The organism is Stappia sp. 28M-7 (assembly GCF_014252955.1).
GTDB lineage: Bacteria > Pseudomonadota > Alphaproteobacteria > Rhizobiales > Stappiaceae > Stappia.
The window spans coordinates 3,792,655-3,813,085 of record NZ_JACMIA010000001.1 but is presented as its reverse complement, the minus strand read 5'-3'; the positions used below and the strand labels follow the sequence as shown (position 1 = coordinate 3,813,085).

Annotated in this window: 18 protein-coding genes; 8 read left to right on the top strand and 10 right to left on the bottom strand. The window is 66.9% G+C overall.

Features of this window, described 5'->3' with window-relative positions; genetic code table 11:
- Positions 1–3: 3 nt before the first annotated feature.
- The 6 genes from H7H34_RS17100 to H7H34_RS17075 form a co-directional block, all read right to left on the bottom strand.
- Positions 4–1,473, bottom strand: a complete 1,470-nt coding sequence (locus tag H7H34_RS17100) for a M81 family metallopeptidase (protein WP_245165110.1) — start codon at positions 1,471–1,473, stop codon at positions 4–6.
- Positions 1,473–2,474 carry an ABC transporter ATP-binding protein gene (locus H7H34_RS17095; RefSeq protein ID WP_067219769.1) on the bottom strand — a complete coding sequence of 334 codons (1,002 nt, stop codon included), beginning with the start codon at positions 2,472–2,474 and terminating at the stop codon, positions 1,473–1,475. Before H7H34_RS17095 ends, H7H34_RS17100 begins: the two co-directional genes overlap by 1 nt.
- The gene (locus tag H7H34_RS17090) at positions 2,471–3,472 is read right to left on the bottom strand and encodes an ABC transporter ATP-binding protein (protein ID WP_185925893.1); all 1,002 of its coding nucleotides are present in this window, start codon (positions 3,470–3,472) and stop codon (positions 2,471–2,473) included. The genes H7H34_RS17095 and H7H34_RS17090 overlap by 4 nt, the downstream gene beginning before the upstream one ends.
- 1 nt (position 3,473) lies before the next feature.
- Positions 3,474–4,325: an ABC transporter permease gene (locus H7H34_RS17085; protein ID WP_185925892.1), complete on the bottom strand. Its 852-nt coding sequence runs from the start codon at positions 4,323–4,325 to the stop codon at positions 3,474–3,476.
- 43 nt (positions 4,326–4,368) lie between these two features.
- Positions 4,369–5,316, bottom strand: coding sequence for an ABC transporter permease (locus H7H34_RS17080; protein ID WP_067219777.1), 948 nt, complete (start codon positions 5,314–5,316; stop codon positions 4,369–4,371).
- Between the two features lie 115 nt (positions 5,317–5,431).
- Positions 5,432–6,973: an ABC transporter substrate-binding protein gene (locus H7H34_RS17075; RefSeq protein WP_120269322.1), complete on the bottom strand. Its 1,542-nt coding sequence runs from the start codon at positions 6,971–6,973 to the stop codon at positions 5,432–5,434.
- Between the two features lie 228 nt (positions 6,974–7,201).
- On the opposite strand from H7H34_RS17075, the gene H7H34_RS17070 reads away from it, so the two are divergent.
- The 6 genes from H7H34_RS17070 (at position 7,202) to H7H34_RS17045 (ending at position 12,309) form a co-directional block, all read left to right on the top strand.
- Complete coding sequence (locus H7H34_RS17070) at positions 7,202–7,591, top strand: Rid family hydrolase (protein WP_067335743.1); 390 nt, start codon at positions 7,202–7,204, stop codon at positions 7,589–7,591.
- A gap of 46 nt (positions 7,592–7,637) precedes the next feature.
- Complete coding sequence (locus tag H7H34_RS17065) at positions 7,638–8,519, top strand: MurR/RpiR family transcriptional regulator (protein WP_185925891.1); 882 nt, start codon at positions 7,638–7,640, stop codon at positions 8,517–8,519.
- A 248-nt stretch (positions 8,520–8,767) separates the two neighbouring features.
- A complete protein-coding gene (locus H7H34_RS17060) occupies positions 8,768–9,310 on the top strand; it encodes a 3-hydroxyanthranilate 3,4-dioxygenase (RefSeq protein WP_185925890.1) in 543 nt (180 codons plus the stop codon).
- Positions 9,311–9,400: 90 nt separating this feature from the next.
- Positions 9,401–10,387, top strand: coding sequence for a TRAP transporter substrate-binding protein (locus H7H34_RS17055; protein WP_185925889.1), 987 nt, complete (start codon positions 9,401–9,403; stop codon positions 10,385–10,387).
- Positions 10,388–10,501: 114 nt separating this feature from the next.
- Positions 10,502–11,050 carry a TRAP transporter small permease gene (locus H7H34_RS17050; protein WP_185925888.1) on the top strand — a complete coding sequence of 183 codons (549 nt, stop codon included), beginning with the start codon at positions 10,502–10,504 and terminating at the stop codon, positions 11,048–11,050.
- Positions 11,047–12,309: a TRAP transporter large permease gene (locus H7H34_RS17045; protein ID WP_185925887.1), complete on the top strand. Its 1,263-nt coding sequence runs from the start codon at positions 11,047–11,049 to the stop codon at positions 12,307–12,309. Before H7H34_RS17050 ends, H7H34_RS17045 begins: the two co-directional genes overlap by 4 nt.
- 7 nt (positions 12,310–12,316) lie before the next feature.
- Here H7H34_RS17045 and H7H34_RS17040 read toward each other — a convergent pair whose 3' ends face one another.
- On the bottom strand, positions 12,317–13,270 hold the full coding sequence (locus H7H34_RS17040; protein WP_158193456.1) for a LysR substrate-binding domain-containing protein: 954 nt from the start codon (positions 13,268–13,270) through the stop codon (positions 12,317–12,319).
- 53 nt (positions 13,271–13,323) lie between these two features.
- A complete protein-coding gene (locus H7H34_RS17035; protein ID WP_185925886.1) occupies positions 13,324–14,124 on the bottom strand; it encodes an aspartate dehydrogenase in 801 nt (266 codons plus the stop codon).
- A 171-nt stretch (positions 14,125–14,295) separates the two neighbouring features.
- On the opposite strand from H7H34_RS17035, the gene H7H34_RS17030 reads away from it, so the two are divergent.
- Positions 14,296–16,506 (top strand): xanthine dehydrogenase family protein molybdopterin-binding subunit, encoded by a 2,211-nt coding sequence (locus tag H7H34_RS17030; RefSeq protein WP_371811416.1) that lies wholly within the window; start codon positions 14,296–14,298, stop codon positions 16,504–16,506.
- Between the two features lie 5 nt (positions 16,507–16,511).
- Positions 16,512–17,465: a dihydrodipicolinate synthase family protein gene (locus tag H7H34_RS17025; RefSeq protein ID WP_185925885.1), complete on the top strand. Its 954-nt coding sequence runs from the start codon at positions 16,512–16,514 to the stop codon at positions 17,463–17,465.
- A 9-nt stretch (positions 17,466–17,474) separates the two neighbouring features.
- Here the strand turns inward: H7H34_RS17025 and H7H34_RS17020 are convergent, their stop codons facing one another.
- Together H7H34_RS17020 and ngg are read right to left on the bottom strand one after the other, a co-directional pair.
- Positions 17,475–18,641, bottom strand: coding sequence for an osmoprotectant NAGGN system M42 family peptidase (locus tag H7H34_RS17020; protein ID WP_185925884.1), 1,167 nt, complete (start codon positions 18,639–18,641; stop codon positions 17,475–17,477).
- A complete protein-coding gene (ngg, locus tag H7H34_RS17015) occupies positions 18,638–20,389 on the bottom strand; it encodes an N-acetylglutaminylglutamine synthetase (protein WP_245165468.1) in 1,752 nt (583 codons plus the stop codon). Before ngg ends, H7H34_RS17020 begins: the two co-directional genes overlap by 4 nt.
- Between the last annotated feature and the right edge of the window lie 42 nt (positions 20,390–20,431).

Sequence of the window (20,431 nt, the reverse complement as noted above, 5' to 3'; positions counted from 1 at the left end):
GTCTCAGGCGGCGTGGGGATCCTCGACGCGCGGCCAGATGGCGCGCGTGAGGGTGTGGTAGGTGTTGGTCGCCGGATCGTTCGGGTAGGGCCCGTCGACCGCCGCATAGAGGATGTCGAAGGCGATCCGCGAGAAGGCATCGTGGAAGTGATTGGTCGACTTCACAACCAGGATCTTCATTGCCGTCGGGTCGATCCCCATGTTGGCGAAGGCGTCCGGGCTGAAGATCTGCGAGCGCACCGTGTTGAGCACCACGCGCAGCCCCTTGATGCGGATCGTCACCGAATCGCCCAACGGCACGACGCTGGTGCCGAAGCTCTGCACCGCGTTGCGCACCACCTTCTCCACCGTCACCTCGGCATCGATGGGCTCGCCCGCGGCTGCCGACATCTTGCCGCCGAAGCGCAAGGGCAACGTCGCGCCCTCGCCGGCGGAAATGCAGGTGCGCACCGCGACCGGGTCCCAGATGGAGGCGAGGGCGGCATCCGTGAGATCGCGTGCGATCATCTCGCGCAGCACGATGGTGGAATCGCCCGGCACGCCGCCGCCGGGATTGTCCCAGACATCGGCGATGACGACCGGATGGCCGTCGGTCTCGGCCGCCTTGTCGAGCGCCTGCGCCGGGGTGAGGAAATCCGGCCGGGTGCGGCCGCGATAGGAAAAGAGCTCCATGCCGAGTTCGCGCGCCAGCTGATCGCCCTTCGGCCGGTCGCCGTCGGTGATGACGACGAGGCGGGAGCCGAGGTCCGGCACGTCGGCGGCCATGAAGCCATGGATCACCGAAACCGACAGGACGCCGTCATGTCCTTCCAGCGCCTTAAGCTTGTCGACGAAGCCGCGCATCGGCTGGCGGCTGGTCGGCAGCACCTCGATCATCCGGCAGTCGAAGACGGAGATTTCCGGCTTCACCTCGCCGACCGAGGTGCGGTGGGCGAGATCTATGAGGCTTTCGGCGGCGATGACGAAATCGGTGTGCGGGAATTCCTTGAAGGCGACCAGCAGATCGGCATTGGCGGTGCGCTTTGCCGACAGGTGGCTGTGCGGATCGAAGGTGGCGCCGACGATCGTGTCCGGCCCGACGATGGCGCGCACCGCCTCCAGGATCTCTCCTTCGCAGTCGAGGCAGCCGTCGGCGACCATCGCGCCATGCAGGCCGAGCAGCACGATGTCGAGCGGCAGCGCGGCGCGGATCTCGGCCAGCATCTGGTCGCGCAGCAGCTCCCAGGTGCGGGCGTTGACGAGGCCGCCCGGCTCCGCCCAGGTCGCGGTGCCCTCGATCACGTGCCAGCCGTGTTGCCGCGCGCGGTCGCGGGCGACCGGGAAGACCGCGCTGCACAGGGTCGGCGTTGCGGGATGCTCGCCGGGGCCGGCATAGAAGCTGTCGCGGAAGTCCTGCAGGTCCGTGCGCAGGGGCGAGAAGGTGTTGGTCTCCGTTGCCAGGGACCCGACGAATACGCGTTTCATTTCGGCCATCAGGCGGCCTCCCCGAGAAGCTGGCCGGCATGGTGGCAGGCACTGGAACGTCCGTTGCCGAGGTCCACCGGATCGGGCCGCGTCGAGCGGCAGATGTCGGTGGCCAGCGGGCAACGTGGATGGAAGGCGCAGCCGGAGGGCGGCGAGGCGGCGCTTGCCGGTTCGCCGAGATCGGCGACCGGCTGCCGTCCCGGCCGGATGCGCGGGATGGAGGCGAGCAGCAGGCGCGTGTAGGGATGCGCCGGCTTTTCGAAGATGGCGGCCTTGGGGGCCGTCTCGACGATGCGGCCGAGATACATGACGGCGACACGGTCGGAGATGTGCCGCACGACGCCAAGGTCGTGGGAAATGAACAGCATCGAGATGCCGCTGTCGCGCTGCAGGTCCTTGATGAGGTTGAGCACCTGCGCCTGGATCGACACGTCGAGTGCGGAGACCGCCTCGTCGGCGATGACGAGGCGCGGTTCGACGATCATCACCCTTGCGATGCCGATGCGCTGGCGCTGGCCGCCGGAGAACTCGTGCGGATAGCGGGTCATCACCTTCGGATCGAGGCCGACCTTCACCAGCGTGTCGGCGATGCGGGCGCGCACCTCCTCGCGGGTACGGGCAAGGCCGTGGATGCGGACCGGCTCGGCCAGCGTCTGCTCGATGGTGAGGCGCGGATTGAGAGAGGCGAAGGGGTCCTGGAAGATCATCTGGATCTCGCGGCGCAGCGGCCGGAAGGCGCCCGCCGAAAGCCCCAGAATGTCGCGGCCGCGGAACCGCGCCTCGCCGCTCGTCGCCGGCTCGAGCTTCGTCAGCGTGCGTCCTACCGTGGACTTGCCGCAGCCGCTCTCGCCGACGATGCCCAGCACCTCACCCTCGGCAAGGTCGAAGGAGACGCCGTCGACCGCCTTGAGGATGCGCTTGGGGCCCGGCAACACGCCGGTTGAGGGCGCGCGGAAGGTAAAGTGGGTCTTCAGGTCGCGGACCTGGAGGAGGGGGGCTGCGTCGGTCATGCGTCCGGCTCCAGCGGGTAGTGGCAGCGGGCGAAATGGGTGGGCGCGAAGGCGGCGAGCGCCGGCTGGTCGCTGTCGCAACCGGCGCCCGCCCGCGCGCAACGCGGATGGAAGGCGCAGCCGGTGATGGTCTCGTCGAGCGTCGGGACGCGTCCGGGAATGGCGGACAGCCGGTCGACGTCCTCGTCGGCCTCGGGAATCGAGTCCAGCAGGCCGCGCGTGTAGGGATGGCGCATGTCCTGGAAGAGCTCGCGCGCACCCGCCGTCTCGACCACGCGGCCGCGATACATCACGGCGATGCGGTCGCAGGTCTCGGCGATGACGCCGAGGTCATGGGAGATCAGCATGACCCCCATGCCGGTTTCCTTCTGCAGCTCGACGATGAGCTTGAGGATCTGCGCCTGCACCGTGACGTCGAGGGCGGTGGTCGGCTCGTCGGCGATCAGGAGGCGCGGCGAGCCGGCGAGCGCCATGGCGATCATTACGCGCTGACGCTGGCCGCCGGACAGCTGGTGCGGGAAGCTGTCGATGCGCCCCGCCGGGTCGGGGATGCGGACCATGGTCAGCAGCTCCAGCGCCCGGTCGCGGGCGGCGCGGCGCGACATCGGCTGATGCTCGCGGATCGCCTCGATGATCTGGTCGCCGATCCGGTAGACCGGATTGAGCGAGGTCATCGGCTCCTGGAAGATCATCGACATCTCGTTGCCCATGACCGCGCGGCGCTCGCGCGGCGACAGGCGCAGGAGATCGCGGCCGCGGAAGAAGATCTCGCCTGCAAGAACGCGCACGGGCGTTCCCTCCAGCAGTCCCATGATGGCGAGCGAGGTGAGGCTCTTGCCGCAGCCGCTTTCGCCGACGATGCCGAGCGTCTCGCCGGTCGACAGGCTGAGCGAGAGGTCCTGCACCACCGGCAGAATGCCGTCGGGCGTGGCGACGCCGAGCGTCAGGCCGCGCATGTCGAGCAACAGGTCGCGTGTGTCTGCATTCGGGCGCGTCATCTCACACCCCCTTGATGTCGTTGCGGAACCGCGGGTCGATGCTGTCGCGCAGGGCGTCGCCGACCAGGTTCATGGAAAAGACCGACAGGATGATCAGCGCGCCGGGGAACAGCAGCAGCCAGGAAGCGCGGGTGACGTAGATGCGCGATTCCGACAGCATGTTGCCCCAGCTCGGCACTTCCGGCGGGAGGCCGAGGCCGAGGAAGTCGAGCGCCGCCGCCTGCAGCTGGGCGAAGGCGAAGATGAAGCTTGCCTGCACCAGGAGCGGCGAGACGAGATTCGGCAGGATGTGGCGGAACAAGATGCTGCCATGGCCGGCACCCGAACAGGTCGCGGCATCTACGAAAACCTCGCCCTTCAGCTTCAAGGTCATGCCGAAGAGGATGCGGGCGGTGGTGGTGGCGTAGACGATGCCGATCACGATCACCGTGTTGACGACGCTGCGCTCCAGCAGGGTCATCAGAACGAGGGCGAGCAGCAGCGCCGGGAACGCCATCAGCACGTCGACGACGCGCATGATCACATGGCCGAGGCGGTTGAAATAGGCCGAGACCATGCCGGCAAGGCCGCCGGCGACCAGCGCGACGACAACGCTGCCGATGCCAATGATGATGGCCATGCGGGCGCCGTAGAGGCTGCGCGAGAAGCTGTCGCGGCCATAGTGGTCGGTGCCGAACAAGTGCTCGAGGCTGGGCGGCGACAGGCGCACGAGCGGGTCGAGCTCGAGCGGGTCGTAGGGCGCGACGAGCGGGGCGAAGATCGCGGCCAGTGCGACCAGGATCAGCCAGCACAGTCCGGCGGTGGCGAGCCAGCGCCCGCGGAAGATGCGGCCCATGGTGAGGATCGCGGTCATGCCTCAGCTCCCTGGCTTTGCGGCTTGAGAGAACGGGTCCGGGTCATTTCAGCGACACCCTGGGGTCGAGGCGCGCATAGGCGAGGTCGACCAGGAGGTTGATGACCATGTAGAGGACGACGATCACCAGGATGACGCCCTGGATGACGGGGTAGTCGCGGCGCAGGATCGACTGCACCACGAGGCGGCCGATGCCGGGCAGCGAGAAGACGGTTTCGGTCACCACCGCCTCGGAGACGAGGGCGGCGAAGGTGAAGCCGAAGGCGGCGGCGACGGCGATCAGCGCGTTGCGGAAGACGTGCTTCACCGAGACCTTCCACGGGGCGAGGCCCTTGGCGCGGGCGGTGCGCACATGATCCTCGCGCTGCACGTCGAGCATGGAGGCACGCACCAGACGGATGATCAGCGCGGCGTTGGGGGCAGCGAGCGTGAAACTCGGCAGCAGCAGATAGCGCAGGTTCGCGAGCCCGCCGTCGTCGGTCACGGACGGGAAGCCGGACGAGGGCAGCCAGCCGAGCGTCACCGAGAAGATCAGGATCAGGTAGAGGCCGAGCCAGAAGGTCGGCACGGAGGCGAAGAGCATGGCGCCGCCGGACGTGACCTGGTCGACCCAGGTGCCGCGATAGCTGGCGGCGACGACGCCGATGGGGACGCCGAGAATGACGATCCAGACCATCGTCATCAGGGCGAGAAGGATCGAGGTCTCCGCACCGTCGGCGATCACCGAGGTGACGGGAACGCGGAAGAAGATCGACGTGCCGAAGTCGCCCTGCAACACGTTGCCGAGCCATAGCAGGTACTGCGTGTAGAGCGGCTGGTCGAGACCGAGCTCGCGCGTCAGGCTGGCGATTTCCTCGGGCGTGGCACTATCGCCAAGCAGGACGGCAGCCGGATCGCCGGGGATCAGGTGCACGAAAAGGAAGACCAGCAGCGAGGCGGCGAGCAGCGTCGGCACGAGCGTCAGCAGTCTCCGCAGGGCATATCCGAGCATGAGCGTGACTTTCCGCGAAATGTCGGGAGGCGGCCAGCCCGCCCCCGGCCTTTTGCGAGTGTTGTCCGTCGGACGGACTTTCGCAAAGGCCGGAGGGGGACGACGGGATCGTGCGTTACTTCGAGACGTTCCAGAAGTGCGGCCAGATCAGGGTTGCTTCGCCGAGGCCCTTAAGCGCCGGGGAGGCGATGTTGTAGGTGTAGATGTCGCCCGTCTTCATGGTCGGGACCTGCTCGTAGACGAGCGCCTGCAGCTCGCCCCACAGCTTCTGCCGCTCCGCCGGATCGGCCGAGGCGGTGAACTTCTCCGACAGCGCGGTCTTTTCCGGGGTGGCCCACCAGCCGGGGTAGTTGGGGTTCATCACCGAGATCAGGATCGGATCCGGCACGAAGCCGTGATGGGTGAAGAACAGGTCCCACTGGTCCGGTTCGCCGCGCTTCTTGATGAGCGTTGCCCAGTCGTAGACCTGCAGGTCGATGTTGAAGCCGGCCTGGGCGAGCTGCTTGGTGTAGACGATCGCCGTGTCGTAGTGGAACGGGTAGTTGGTCGACACCATGAACTTGATCGGCTCGCCGTTGTAGCCGGCTTCCTTGGCCAGCTCCTTCGCCGCGGCCGCATCGCCCTTGCTGAAGTTGTCAGCGCCGGATTCTGTGTACCAGACATTGCCCTGCGGCATGAACGAGCCGTTGGCACGCCACAGCTTTTCCGGGCCGATCGAGACCTGGAGCGCCGGCGTCTTGTTGATGGCCGTCTGGATGGCGCGGCGCAGGGCGAAGTTCTCCTTCAGCGGGCCTTCCTTGGAGTTCATGAAGACCAGGCCGAAGATCGGGCCGCCGTTCAGGATCGTCGTGACGTCCGGGCTGGAATCGAGGGCATCGAAGAGGTCGCCCGGGATGTTCTCGGCATAGTCGTAGTCGCCGGCCTGCAGGCCGCTGACGCGGGTGCCGACGTCGGGGACCGGGATGAAGCGCAGCGCATCGAACTCGGCCTTGCGGGTGCCGCCATAGCCATTCGGCTCGCCTTCGGGCGAATCATAGTCGTCGAAGCGGACGAGCTCGACATGGCGGTTGGGCTGCCACTCGCCGAAGCGGTAGGGGCCGGTGCCGATGTAGTTTTCCGGTGCGATAGGCTCCTTGCCGGCGCCTTCCATGACGGAGGCGGGATAGATCGCCGGGCCGCCGTTGATGAAGGCCAGCAGGTTCTTCCAGGGGCCGAACGGCTGCTTCAGGCGCAGCGTGACCTCATGGTCGCCGGTCGCCTCGATGCTGTCGACATTCGAGAACAGCAGGCTGCCGCGCGAACCGAACTCGCCCCAGCGCTTCAGCGAGGCAACCACGTCGGCCGAGGTCATGTCGGTGCCGTTGTGGAAGGTCACGTCCTTGCGCAGGGTGATGACGATGGTGCGTCCGTCATCCTCCAGCCGGTCGCTCTCGGCCAGAAGCGGCACCGGCGAATTGCTGGCGTCGAAGGTGTAGAGACCCTCGAACATGTGGTGGGCGATGGTCGTCGAAAGGTCCGAGGTGACGACGTGCTGGTCGAGGCTGGGCGGCTCGCCGACCGTGGCGTAGCGCAGGGTGCCGGCCGCGAAGGCGGTACTGGCCATGGATGTCGCGATCGCCGCGGCGAACACGGTTTTCCAGCGGGTGTTCCGAAACATTCCACTCCTCCAAATACAGGGTCCTCTGGGTAGCCCGGATGGGCTACACGGGCAGGCGACGTGCATTCGCCGGCCGTGCAGCCATCCCACGATCTGCCGTGTCTGCGCCGGCTGTTCGTTGTGTAAAAAATTTTCATAATCTACCTAAACTGTCAAACGGGAATTTGAGTTTCCCGCCAAACCGCGGTAGATAATGAAAGAAACTTTCATACGGAGCTGAGAATTTCCATGACCAAGGGCATCACCCGTCACGACACCGCCGACCTCGCAGCCGGTGGACAGAAGCGCCCGTTCGCCAAGGCGGTCACCGCCGGAGGGTTCGTCTATGTCTCCGGCCAGGTGCCGGTGGAAGGGGGGGAGATCATCACCGGCGGCATCGTCGCGCAGACCGAAAAGGTGATCGAGAACATCAAGTCGGTGCTGGCGCTGGCCGGCTGCGGACTGGAGCATGTGGTCAAGGTCAATGTCTGGCTGGATGACGCCCGTGATTTCTCCAGCTTCAACGCCGTGTTCGAGCGGCATTTCGGGGCCCACCCTCCGGCACGTTCCACGGTGCAGTCGCCGTTGATGGTGGATGCGAAGGTCGAGATGGATGTCATCGCCTACAAAGCCGATTAATCTCGCCCCGCAGACTGGGGCAGATGGCAGGGAAGGGGCCCGGGGCGTGGCCAAGGTGATCGACATCATCGCGCAGCTCAGGCGGCTCGACGGCGCCTTCCCCAAGCGCGAGCAGCGTGTCGCCGACTACGTGCTGGCGAACCTGGAGACCATCGCCTACCAGCGCCAGAGCGAGATCGCCCAGGGCGCAGGCGTCTCCGATGCAACGGTCAACCGCTTCTGCCAGACGCTCGGCTGCGACGGGTTCAAGGACTTCAAGATCCGCCTCGCCCAGAGTGTGGCCGTCTCGCTGCAATACATGGACGTGCATGCGCCCGACAGCGGATCCCTGTCCGATGCGCTGGTGTCTCAGGTGTTCGGCGCGCTGATGGACACGCTCAACCGGGCGCGGGCGCAGCTCGACCCGATTGCGGTGGAGGCGGCGATCGACCTCTTGGCCGGGGCGCGACGGATCGTCTTCTTCGGCGTCGGCGGCGGTTCGGCCAATGTTGCGCGCGAGGGGGCGAACCGCTTCTTCCGCCTGGGCGTGCCGGCGGAGGCGCATTCGGACGGCTACCTGCAGCGGATGATCGCTTCGACGCTGGAGCGCGGCGACGTGGTCTTCGCGATCTCGGCCAGCGGCACGCCGGCCGAACTGCTCGACAGCGTCGCCATCGCCCGCCAGTACGGGGCGCAGTCGCTGAGCCTGACCAAGGCCGGATCGGATCTTGCCGGCGCCACCGACATCGCGCTTGGCCTCGATCTGCCGGAGGACCAGGACATCTACAAGCCGAGCGCCTCGCGGCTTGCCTATGTGGCGATCATCGACGTGCTGGCTGCCGGCGCCGCGCGCAAGCGGCCCGAGCGCGTGCGCGAGTATCTGCGCCGTATCCGCACCTCGCTGGTACCGCTGTCCAAGGATGTGGGCCCCAAGCCCATCGGCGACTGACCAGCTCTTCCGGCGATATACCGCTGCTGCAAGGCGTACCTCGTGCGGTGCTGCCGGGCCTTGTGCGCAAACGGACGCGACGCAAGGTTCGGATATCCGGTTTCGTTATATCTGCTTCGAATATTGGTATTTGATTGACATACCACTCTGCCGTCTCCTTGGCTGAGAAAAACGTGCGGACGACCGTGGGGCGGGGGCCCTGAAAGAAGCGGCGCCGTGCGCGAGCCAGCCAGTGCGGGGAGCTTTAAATGTCGAGACTTGCGGCCTTCAACTTCCAGAAATGGATCGACGAGCACAAGCACCTGCTGAAGCCGCCGGTCGGCAATCAGCAGGTCTTCAAGGACGCGGATCTCATGGTCACCGTGGTCGGCGGGCCCAACAAGCGCACCGACTATCACGACGATCCGGTCGAGGAGTTCTTCTACCAGCTCAAGGGCGACATGGTCCTGAAGCTCTACGACGGCAAGGAGTTCTACGACGTGCCGATCCGCGAGGGCGAGATCTTCCTGCTGCCGCCGCATGTGCGCCACTCGCCGCAGCGCCCGCAGGAGGGATCGATCGGCCTCGTCATCGAGCCGTCGCGCCCCGAAGGCGCGCTCGATGCCATCGAGTGGTACTGCTTCGAATGCCAGCACCTGGTGCATCGCGCCGAGCTCGACCTTGAGTCGATCGTCGATGACCTGCCGCCGGTCTACAAGGCGTTCTACGCCTCCGAGGAAGACCGTACCTGCCCGAACTGCGGCACGCTGCATCCCGGCAAGGAGCCGCCGGAAGGCTGGGTCGTTCTCTGAACGAACCGGGCGCCGCGTCCCGACCATTCCCATCGACTGAAGACGGCCGGCCCGCCCGCCGGGGCAGCGCCGTGCCGGGAGGAGCATGATATGACCAAAGCCAAGCATCTTGCCCGTCTCTTGCCCGCAGCCATTGCCATGGCGACATTGGGCGCCGGCCTTGCGGAGGCGAAGGAATTCCGCCTCGGCCTGATCACCCCGCCGCCGCATATCTGGACGGTTGCGGCGAACTCGTTCGCCGACGAGCTGAAGTCGGCCTCCGGCGGCGAGCACAGCGTCACCGTGTTTCCTTCGCAGCAGCTCGGCAACGAGGCGCAGATGATGCAGCAGCTGCAGACGGGCGCGCTCGACATGGCCTTCCTGACCATCGCCGAAGTGTCTAACCGGGTGCCCGATTTCGGTGCCTTCTACGCGCCGTACCTGGCTGATGATGTGGGCCATGCTGCCCGCATCCTGCGCTCTGACGTCGCCACCGGCCTGCTCCAGGGCCTGCCGCAGAAGGCCGGTGTCGTCGGCATCGGCTACTCGATGGGCGGGTTGCGCCAGATCGTCAGCCGGTCGCCGGTGACGACGGCGGCGGACCTTTCGGGCAAGAAGCTGCGCATTACCCCGTTCGAACCGATCAAGGACTTCTACAACGCGCTGGGCGCCGCCTCGACGCCGATGCCGCTGCCGGCGGTCTATGATGCGCTCGCCAACGGCCAGGTCGATGCCATCGACATGGACGCGGAGCTGATCTGGGGGCTCAAGTACTACGAGCACGCCGACACGATCCTGCTGTCCAACCACATGATGTTCCCGATGGTCGGGCTGGTCTCGGCCAAGGTCTGGCAGGGCCTGTCCGAGGGCGATCGCAAGACGGTGGCCGAGCTGATGAAGCGCCATCTCGACGGGGCCATCGACACCTACGTCCAGAAGGAAGGCGAGTGGCTTTTGTCCATCGAAGGCACGGGCAAGACGGTCGTCGAGGCGGATGCCGCGTTCTTTGCCGATGCCATTGCCAAGTGGGAGGCGATCTGGACCGAGAAGGCTCCGGCTCTTGCCGGCCTGCGCAAGGTGGCCGAAGAAACTCGCTGAGGCAGGCCGCGCCGGGACGGCTTGTCGCCGCCCGGCGTTCTGCCGGAGATTGCCGGCGCGGGATGGCGGACATCGCCGCCCGCGCTGTCGCGTCAGAGGGAGGGAGGTCCCGCGATGCTGTACCGCCTGTCGGCCTTGTGGGCGCGCTGCGAGATCGCCGTGGCCGCCCTGCTTGCGGGGATGATCACCGTCCTGATCCTGATCAACGTCGCCACCCGCTCCGCCCGCATGGCGATCTACTGGATCGACGAGGCGGCGATCTACACGATGATCTGGATGACCTTCCTCGCCGCTTCCGCTGCCGTGCATGATCGCAGCGCCGTGGCGGTGACGCTGGTCGGCGACATGCTGTCGGACCGGGCGAAGGCGCGCCTTGTCGCCGTGCTCGACCTAGTGGCGCTGGGCTTCGGCGTCGCGCTCGGCTGGTTCTGCTGGCTGTGGTTCGATCCCGCGGGCCTTGCGGCCGCCGGCTTCGACATTGAGGCCTTCCAGGGCAACACCTTCAACTTCATCTATGCGGAGCCGACCACCACGCTGGGGATCCGCAAGGCCTGGGTCTGGCTGATCATGATCCTCTTCACCTTCGGTTTCCTGCTGCACGCGGCGGCCAACCTGTCGCGTTCGCTTCCCGCGCTCGCTGCTCCCGGCAGGAGCGGCGAATGACCGGCGTCGTCTTTCTCGTCCTGCTTTTCGCGGGCGTCCCGATCAGCCTGGTGCTGTGCCTGTCGGCGGTCTGGTACATCCAGGCCAGCGGTAACACAGTGCTGTATTCCAGCTTCGCGCAGCAGCTTTTCGCCGGCGTCGAGAGCTACGGACTGCTCGCGATCCCGCTGTTCATGCTGACCGGCGAGCTGATGAACGAGGGCGGCCTGACCCAGCGGCTGATCCAGGCGGCGCGGGTCTTCGTCGGCGGCTTTCGCGGCGGCCTTGCCTATATCAACCTGCTCGCCAACATGTTCATGGCGGCGATCATCGGCTCGGCCGCCTCGCAGATCGCGGTAATGTCGCGGGCCATGGTGCCGGCGATGGAGGAGGAGGGATACCGCCGGGAATTCGCCGCCGCCACGACGGCGGCCGGCGGGCTGCTGTCGCCGATCATTCCGCCGTCCATGCTGTTCGTCATCTATGGCGTGCTGGCGCAGATCCCCATCGGCGACATGTTCATGGCCGGCATCCTGCCGGGCCTGCTTCTCTCCGCGAGCTTTTTCGTCATCGTCGCGCTGGTCGGCCTCAAGGAGCAGTTCCCGAAGGGCGAGTGGATGTCGCCGGGAGTGGCGCTTACCGCGATCCGCGACTGCCTGCCGGCCGCGCTCATTCCGCTGGCCATCGTCGGCGGCATTCTCCTGGGCATCGCGACTCCGACGGAATCGGCGGCCGTCGCCTCGCTGGTGGCCTTCGTGATCGGCCGTTTCGTCTATGGCGAGCTGAAGATCACCCGGCTCGGCGCGCTGTTCGTGCGCACCGCCGCCAATTCCAGCCTGGTGATCTTTCTGATCGCCTCGGCCAATGTCTTCGGCTGGGTGATCATCTACGAGGCGATTCCGCAGAAGCTGGCGGCGCAGATCACCACGCTGACCTCGGATCCCTTCGTCTTCCTGCTGATCGTCAATCTGGCGCTGTTCCTGATCGGCATGGTGATCGACGGCATCGCCGCGGTGATCCTGGTGGTGCCGATCCTGCTGCCGATCGCGCAGACCCACTATGCCATCGACCCGTTCCAGTTCGGGGTGATCGTCTGCCTCAACCTGGTGCTGGGTCTTCTGACCCCGCCGGTGGGAGCAGGGCTCTATATCGCCTCGGCGATGAGCGGGGCGAAGCCGATGGCGATCTTCCGCGCGCTCTATCCGTTCCTGGCGGCGGTCGCTGCGGTGCTGCTGCTGCTGAGCTGGGCGCCGTCGATCTCGACCGTGCTGATCCGCTGAAACCCTCTCAGAAGGTTGCGGCGACCTGGCGCAGCTGCTCCAGGAAGAAGCTCGCGGCCGGCGTCAGGCTGCGGCCCTTGCGGTAGGAGACGCCGACCGGGCCGATGGGGATCGGCACGTCCCATGGGACACGGGCGAGGATGCCGGCGGCGATGTCCTGCTCGGCGACGTGGCTCGGCAGCACGCCGATCATGCTGGAATTGACCAGCAGGCTGCGATTGGCGAGGAACGACACCGATTCCACCGCATTAATCGGCGAGGACAGGCCGTGGTCGAGGAAGACCATGTCGATCTGCCGGCGCAGGGTGGTCTCGGGCGGCGGCAGGATCCAGCCGTACTCCATCATGTCGGCGAAGGTGACCTTCTTGCGCTCCTGCAGCGGGTGTCCGACGCGGGTGACGGCGATGACCTTCTCCTCGTAGAGCCGTTCCTGAAGCAACTCGTCGCGGTGCCGGTGCGTGGGCAGGCGCCCGACCACCAGATCGAGCTCGCCGGAGCGCAGAGCCGGCATCAGCACCTCGTTGGTGCCTTCCTGGATCTTGATCGACAGGTTGGGCTTTTCGGCGAGGACCCGGGCGATGGTGCGGGGCAGAAGCAAGGCGGAGGCGGCCAGCAGGGTGCCGACGACGATCCGGCCGCTGGAGCCTTCCGACAGGTCGTCGAGTTCCTGTGCGGCGTGCGAGATCTGCGCGAAGATGAGCTTGCCGTGGCGGGCCAGCGCCTCGCCGTAGATAGTCGGGACGACGCCCCGGTTGGTCCGCTCGAAGAGCATGACGCCGAAGTCGGTCTCCAGATCCTTGATCAGCTTGGTTGCGGCCGGCTGCGACAGGTTCAGCTCGCGTGCGGCATGCAGGATCGAATTGTGCCGCTCGACCGCCACCAGCAGGCGAAGCTGCTTGAGCTTCAGCCGGGTCAGGATCCGCTCGACGATGCGGAAATGCTTCGGTGTCGGTTCGCTCATCGGCCGTCCTTGCGCGAGGGGCGCGCCCTCAGCCGGTACCTGATCGACCGGGCTCACGCAACCAGGATCGGCTCTTCAAGCGAGAGCGCGGCGTTGATCATGCTCATGGCGGTGAGGGCCGACGACTTCGGATTGTCGGCCAGCTGGTACCCGTTGAGGCGCAGCGAGAAATTGCCGAAGGCGCCTTCCGCCTCCAGTTCGTGGCAGTTGGAGGTGCAGGTCGGGTCGGCGACAAGTTCCACCTCGGTCGCATCGAAGCCGATGCCGGCAAGGGCGACGCTGGCGGTGACGTTGGCGTTCTTCGGATAAAGGCGCGCGGCCTCGCGTGCCGTGCCGCGAAAATGGATCCGGGCATCCTTGAGAGTGTCGAGATCGAGCACGGTTTCCGCCGGCGTGCCGCGCCAGCTGGCGACCGGCTTGCGGCCGCGATAGGTCACCCGGTCGAGCCCGCCGCGCCGCGCCGCCGACAGGACGTCGAGACCGCCGATGGCGCCGGAGGCGATGCGAAGGCGCGCTCCGGAAGCGGAAGCTGCGCGCGCCAGCGTTTCGTAAAGCGCCGCGTCGGCCAGTGCTCCGGCGGAGACGCTGACGAGGTCGATGCCGCGTTCCAGGATGACGGCACCATGGGCGATCAGGCCCGGATGGCCGGCGCAGTCCAGTACAAGGTCGGGACGCGCCGCGAGACCGTCGATACTCTCGACCACGGCGACGTTCGGTCCGACCGCTTCCCGTGCCGCCGCGAGGCGTTCGGCACGACCGATCACGCCGCCGAGCCGTACGGCGGAGGATGAGGAAATGGCACGGATGACATGGCTGGCGATGGCACCGTAGCCGATGATCGCGACGTGTTTCATGCAAGGCTCCGAAGGATATCCTGCCTTCCATCCTGCGCGAACAGCAGGTGATTTGCTATCCAATATCCAGATAGCAGATTTGAAACATGGTATTTGCTGCGATATCTGAACGACGCCACTCTCCGCCCAACAGACGCCGGCCCGCTGTCAGGGCAGGACGCGGGAGGACGGGTGGCCGCTGTGACGATGAAGACCGGGCATGCTTCGCAGACGGTGCGGGACGAGGGCGTAGCCGACGCCAATGCGCTTGTCGGACGTGCCGTGCGTCGCCGCGAGGACGATGCACTTGTGACCGGGCAGGGCCGCTACGTTTCCGACATTCCGCTGCACGATGCGCTGCATCTCGCCTTCGTCCGCAGTCCCTTGCCGCGCGGCACCATTCTTGGCTGCGATGTAGAGGCTGCACGGGAGATGGCCGGCGTCGCCCATGTGGTGACAGGGAACGATCTCTCGGGCTTCGGCGCGCGCGATGGCCAGGCCCTTGGCCGGCTCGCCGTCAATCCGGTCCTGCCGTTCGAGGGCGAGGCCGAGTTCCCCGTCCTTGCATGCGGCTCTGTCGCGGCCGTCGGCCAGCCGGTCGCGGCGGTGCTGGCAGGCGAAAGGGCCACCGCGCAGGATGCGGCGGACCTGATCGGCGTCGACATCGACGAGGACGGTGCGGCACCGGATTATTCCAACGGGGATGCGCCCGGATTTCGCGGGGACTGGTCCTGCGGAGACGTGGCCGCCGGCTTCGCCGCTGCGCACCTCGTGGTCGAGGTGGAGGTGGAGCACCCGCGCCTTGCCCCATCCCCGCTTGAGCCGCGTGCCATCGCTGTCGACTACGACGCGGAGCGGGATCGTGCGCTGGTCTGGTACTCGACCCAGACGCCGCACCGGGCGCGGCGTGAGCTTTGCCGGATACTCGGCATCGAAGAGGCGCGCATCGCGGTCCGGGCGCCGGATGTCGGCGGTGCCTTCGGCATGAAGGCCTCGCTGTACCCGGAAGAGGTGTTCGCCGTCTGGGCCGCCTTCCGCTTTCGCCGTTCCGTTCGCTGGGCGTCGAGCCGCAGCGAGGACCTGATTTCCGCAACGCATGGACGCGGCGCGCGCAGCCGGGGACGGCTGGCGCTCGACGCCGAGGGCCGCTTCCTGGCGCTCGAGGCCGCCGTCGACTGTCCGCTTGGCCACTGGCTGCCCAACAGCGCCGGCATTCCGGCCTGGAATGCCGGGCGTATCCTGCCGGGCGGCTACGACATTCCGGCGGTCGACATCCGTTCGCGGGCGCGCCTGTCGCACAGCGCGGCGGTCGGCATCTATCGCGGTGCGGGGCGGCCGGAGGCCAACTGCCTGATGGAGCGGCTCGTCGACGAGGCCGCCAGCGCCAGCGGTATCGATCCGCTGGAGATCCGCCGGCGCAACCTTCTATCCCCCGACCGACTGCCCCACACAGGGCCGACCGGTACAAAGCTCGATTCCGGCCGCTATGCCGAGTTGCTCGACAAGCTGGCGCGGGACGCGGATTACGATCGGTTGAAGACGGCGCGAGACAGGACCCGGGCCGAGGGTGGTGTCGCCGGTCTTGGCCTCGCCTTCTATGTCGAGCCCTGCGGAACGGGCTGGGAGAGCGCGCGGGTGACGCTGCATCCGGACGGGAGCGCGGATGTGGAGACAGGCGGCAGCAGCCAGGGCCACGGCCGCGAGACGGCCTTTGCCCAGATCGCCGCTGACCGGCTGTCCCTGCCGCTCGAGCGGGTGCGCGTGCTGCACGGGTCCACCGACGACTGTCCGACCGGCATCGGGGCGCTGGCCAGCCGCAGCACACCGATCGGCGGAAGTGCGCTTGCCGAGGCCTGCGACGCTTTGCTGGCGAAGCTCGAAGACGGCGCAGATCGCGGCAAGCCGGTGAGCGCCGAGGTGGTCTACGAGGCCAAGGGCGAAGCCTGGGGCTATGGCGCCTATCTCGTCCTTCTGACCATCGATCCGGACACCGGCACGCCGACCATCGAGGAGGCGCATTGCTGCGACGACATCGGCACGGTGATCAATCCCATGATGGTCGAGGGCCAGATCCGGGGCGGCTTCGCGCAAGGGATCGGCGAGGCCTTGATGGAGCGCATCGTCTACGACGCCGACGGTCAGCTCTTGACCGGCTCGCTAATGGACTACGCGCTGCCGCGCGCGTCAGACATGCCGAACCTTTCCATCGGCAAAATGTCGACCCCTTCGCCCGCCAACACGCTGGGTGCCAAGGGGGTCGGCGAGGCCGGCACCATCGGCGCCCCGGCCGCAATCCTCAATGCCGCCAATGACGCGCTGCGCCCCCATGGCGCCGCGATCCTGTCCATGCCGCTGACCGCCGAGGCGCTGTGGCGCGCCCTGCGCTCGGCTCCAACGAGGTGACCGAAATGAACTATTCGAGGCTCGACGCCAAGGCCTATGCCCGCGCCAACATGAAGGGGATCTGGGCAGCGGCGCTCAATCCCTTCCGCGAGGATTTCTCCTTCGACGAGGCAGGCTTGCGGTCGAACATCCGTCACTGGGTGGACGATCTCGCCATCGCCGGGCTGTTCATCGCCGGCAAGCAGGGCGAGTTCTTCTCCATGTCGCTCGCCGAGCGCAAGCGCAACTTCGAGATCGCGGTGGAGGAGACGGCGGGCAAGGCCGGGACGATCATGTCCTGTTCGGACCAGAACTTCGACACGGTGATCGAGCTCGCCCGCCACGCGGAAGCGGTGGGTGCCGACTACATCGTGGTGCATGCGCCGGTCCTGCATTTCATCAGCGATCAGGACGACACGGTCTACGAGTATTACAAGGCGATCTGCGAGCGGGTGAACATCGGCATCGCCATGTGGAGCCACCCGGATTCGGGCTATCTGATGAGCCCGGAGCTGTGCGCCCGGGTAGCGGAACTGCCGAACATCGTCGCCATCAAGTACAGCGTGCCGCGGCCGATGTATGTCCAGCTGACGGAGATGGTCGGCGACAAGATCCTGGTCTCCACCGCTTCCGAAGAAGAGTGGCTCGACAATATCCTCGAGCTCGGCTGGCAGCTCTACCTGTGTTCCTCGCCTCCCTACCTGCTGCAGACGGCGAAGGACCGGCGCATGCACGACTACACGCAGGCCGCCTTTGCCGGTGATGCCGAGCGGGCAAAGGCGATCAGCTCCAGCCTCGATCCGGTGCGCAAGGCGCTGCGCGGCACACGGCCGGGCGGCAAGCCGCAGGCGCACCAGAAATACTGGCAGGAACTGCTGGGTCAGGTTGGCGGGCCTGTGCGCCCGCCGCTGCTGCAGCTGACCGATGCGGAGCGCGAGGCGACCCGCGCCGCGTTCGAGGCATGCGGCCTCGCGCTCTGAGGGCGCGTCTCAGCCCTGGGGCAGGTCGGTGTTTTCCGCATCCGGTGTCAGGGTCTGTTCTGCTTCCGCCGTCGGCTGACGGGTGAAGCCGGAAACGCCGGCCGTTTCCTCGTAGTCCCGGGGAATTTCCACCGGGCTGGCCGCATAGGCAGTGATCAGCTCGGCCAGCGAGCGCAGCGCATGCATGTGGATACGCTCGTAGCCGTGCGAGCTGTCGATGCCGAAGGTGATCAAGGCGGTGCGCACGTCTGCGCCCGCCTCGATGGCGGATGCGGAGTCCGAGCGGTAGTAGCGGAAGACGTCCTTCTGGTAGCGGATGTCGTGCTCCTGGCAGAGGTCCACGAGCTTCTTCGTCAGGTGATAGTCGAAGGGGCCTGTCTGGTCGGCCATCGAGAAGGTGACGCCGAACTCGCTCGAATTCTGCCCCGGTGCCGTGGTGCCGTTGTCGACCGCGACCAGCGAGGCGACGTCGTGGGTGATGATCGAGGAGGCGCCGACACCGACTTCCTCGGCGATGGTGAAGAGCCAGTGGATGTCGACCGGCGTTTCTGCCTTGGCCTCGGTCATCGCCTTCAGCGCCGCCAGCATGACCGCGACGCCGGCCTTGTTGTCGAGGTGGCGGGAGATGATGAAGCCGTTTTCGAGAAACTCCGGCTGCGGGTCGATGGCGATGATGTCGCCCACCTCGATACCGAGGCGGTCGAGATCCGCCCGGCCGAAGGCGAGGGCATCGACGCGCAGCTCCACATGGTCCCAGCCGATGGGAGAGGTGTCGATCTCCTCGTTGAAGGTGTGGCCCGACGATTTGAGCGGCAGGATGGTGCCGCGATAGGCGCCCGAATGGGAGAACAGGGTGGCGCGCGCGCCTTCCGCAAAGCGTGCCGACCAGTTGCCGATGGGAACCAGAGCCAGCCGGCCGTTCTCCTTGAGGAATTTCACCTGCGCGCCGAGCGTGTCCAGATGCGAGACGAGCGCGCGCGCGCCGCGGGCCTGATGGCCGCACCAGATCGCGCGGATGGCGCCGCGACGGGTCAGCTCGACCGGAAGGCCGAGGCGCTCCAGCTCGGTCGAGACATAGCGAACCACGGTGTCGGTGTAGCCCGTGGGGCTGGGGATCGCGAGCAGCGCCTTCAGGGTGTCGGCGAGATAGTCCGTGTCGATGTTCAGTCGTGTCATGTGGCCCCCTGGTTGGCATGCTGGTCGGCGACGACCTGACGGGCTGTCGACGGCATGGACAGCGGGAACAGCAGGTCGACGAAGCGTTCGGCGGTCGGCTGCGGTTCGTGGTTCGCCAGGCCCGGCCTTTCGTTGGCCTCGATGAAGCGGTAGTCGGCCTCGGTCGGGGAGGCGACCATCAGGTCGATACCGGTCACCGGGATATCGATGGCGCGCGCGGAGCGGACCGCCGCTTCCACCAGCACGGGGTGGACGATGTCGGTGACGTCGTGGATCGTGCCGCCGGTATGCAGGTTTGCGGTCCGGCGCACCTGCAGCTGCGTCCCGCTCTCCAGAACATCGTCCAGCGTATAGCCGGCCTGGGCAATGGTGCGCCCGGTCTCTGCGTCGAGCGGAATATGGGACTCGCCGCCCGTTGCCGCGCCGCGGCGGCGGCTCTGCGCCTCGATCAGCTCGCGAATGGTGCTGCGGCCGTTGCCCACGATTGTCGGCGGCCGGCGGATGGCGGCGGCAACCAGCCGGTAGTTGATGACGATCAGGCGCAGGTCCTGGCCTTCGACGCATTCTTCTACCAGCACCGTGTCGCAGAGCTGGCGGGCCTCATCGATGGCGGCGCGCATGTCGTCCATGGAGGTGAGGCCGACGGAGACGCCGCGCCCCTGCTCGCCGCGTGCGGGCTTGACGACGACCTTGCCGTGATCCCGCAGGAAGGTCTCCAGCGCGTCGTCGCCGGCGCTGGCAAGGATCTGCGCAGGCACATGCACGCCGGCACCCTCGACCACCTTTCGCGTTGCGGTCTTGTCGTCGCAGATCGACATGGCGACGGCACTGGTCAGTTCGCTGAGGCTTTCGCGGCAGCGGATCGTGCGGCCGCCCTGGGACAGCGAGAAGAAGCCGTGTTCGGCATCGGTGACCTCGACCCGGATGCCCCGGCGGCGCGCCTCGCGCACGATGATCGTGGCGTAGGGGTTCAGCGCGTCGTCGACATCGGGGCCGGTATAGAGGGTCTCGTTGATCAGGTTCTTCCGCTTGACGGTGAAATACGGCACCCGGTGGAAGCCGAGCTTTTCGTAGAGCGCGATGGCCTGGTCGTTGTCGTGCATGACGGAAAGGTCGAGATAGGCAAGGCCGCGTGCCGCGAAATACTCCGCAAGGTGCCGCACCAGGGCCTGACCGACGCCGGGATGGCGCGCTTGCGGATCGACCGCAAGGCACCACAGCGAGCCGCCGCGCTCGGGATCGTTGAAGGCGCGGAAGTGGTCGACGCCGGTGACGGTGCCGAGGATCTCGCCGCTGACCTCGTCCTCGGCCACGAAGTAGCAGATCGAGCGGGCATCGCGCTTGGACCAGAAGAAGTCCGGCGGCACGGGGACCATGCCGCGCCCGGCATAGATGCGGTTGATCTCCTCGGCATCGGCCTGCGAGGTCAGGCGGCGCAGGAAGAAGCCGGAAGGCGCCCGCTTGGACGCCCGGTAGGTGGAGAGGTCGAGACGAAACGTATGCGAGGGATCGAGGAAGATCTCCTGCGGGGCGTTTGCCAGAAGCACGTGCGGATCGCGCACATAGACGGCGATGTCGCGACGGTCGGGCAGCTCGCCCTCCAGCGTCGCGACCAGCCGTTCCGGCTCGGAGAAGGTCTGCCCGAAGATCAGGCGCCCCCAGCCGAGATCCAGCGCACATTCGGCGGTGACCGCCGGTGCGTCGCTGGACTGGTTGTCGATCGGCGGCTTCAGGCCGTGCTCGCGCATGCGCTTTAGCCGGTGCGAATAGGCGTCCCGGTGCCGTGCGTC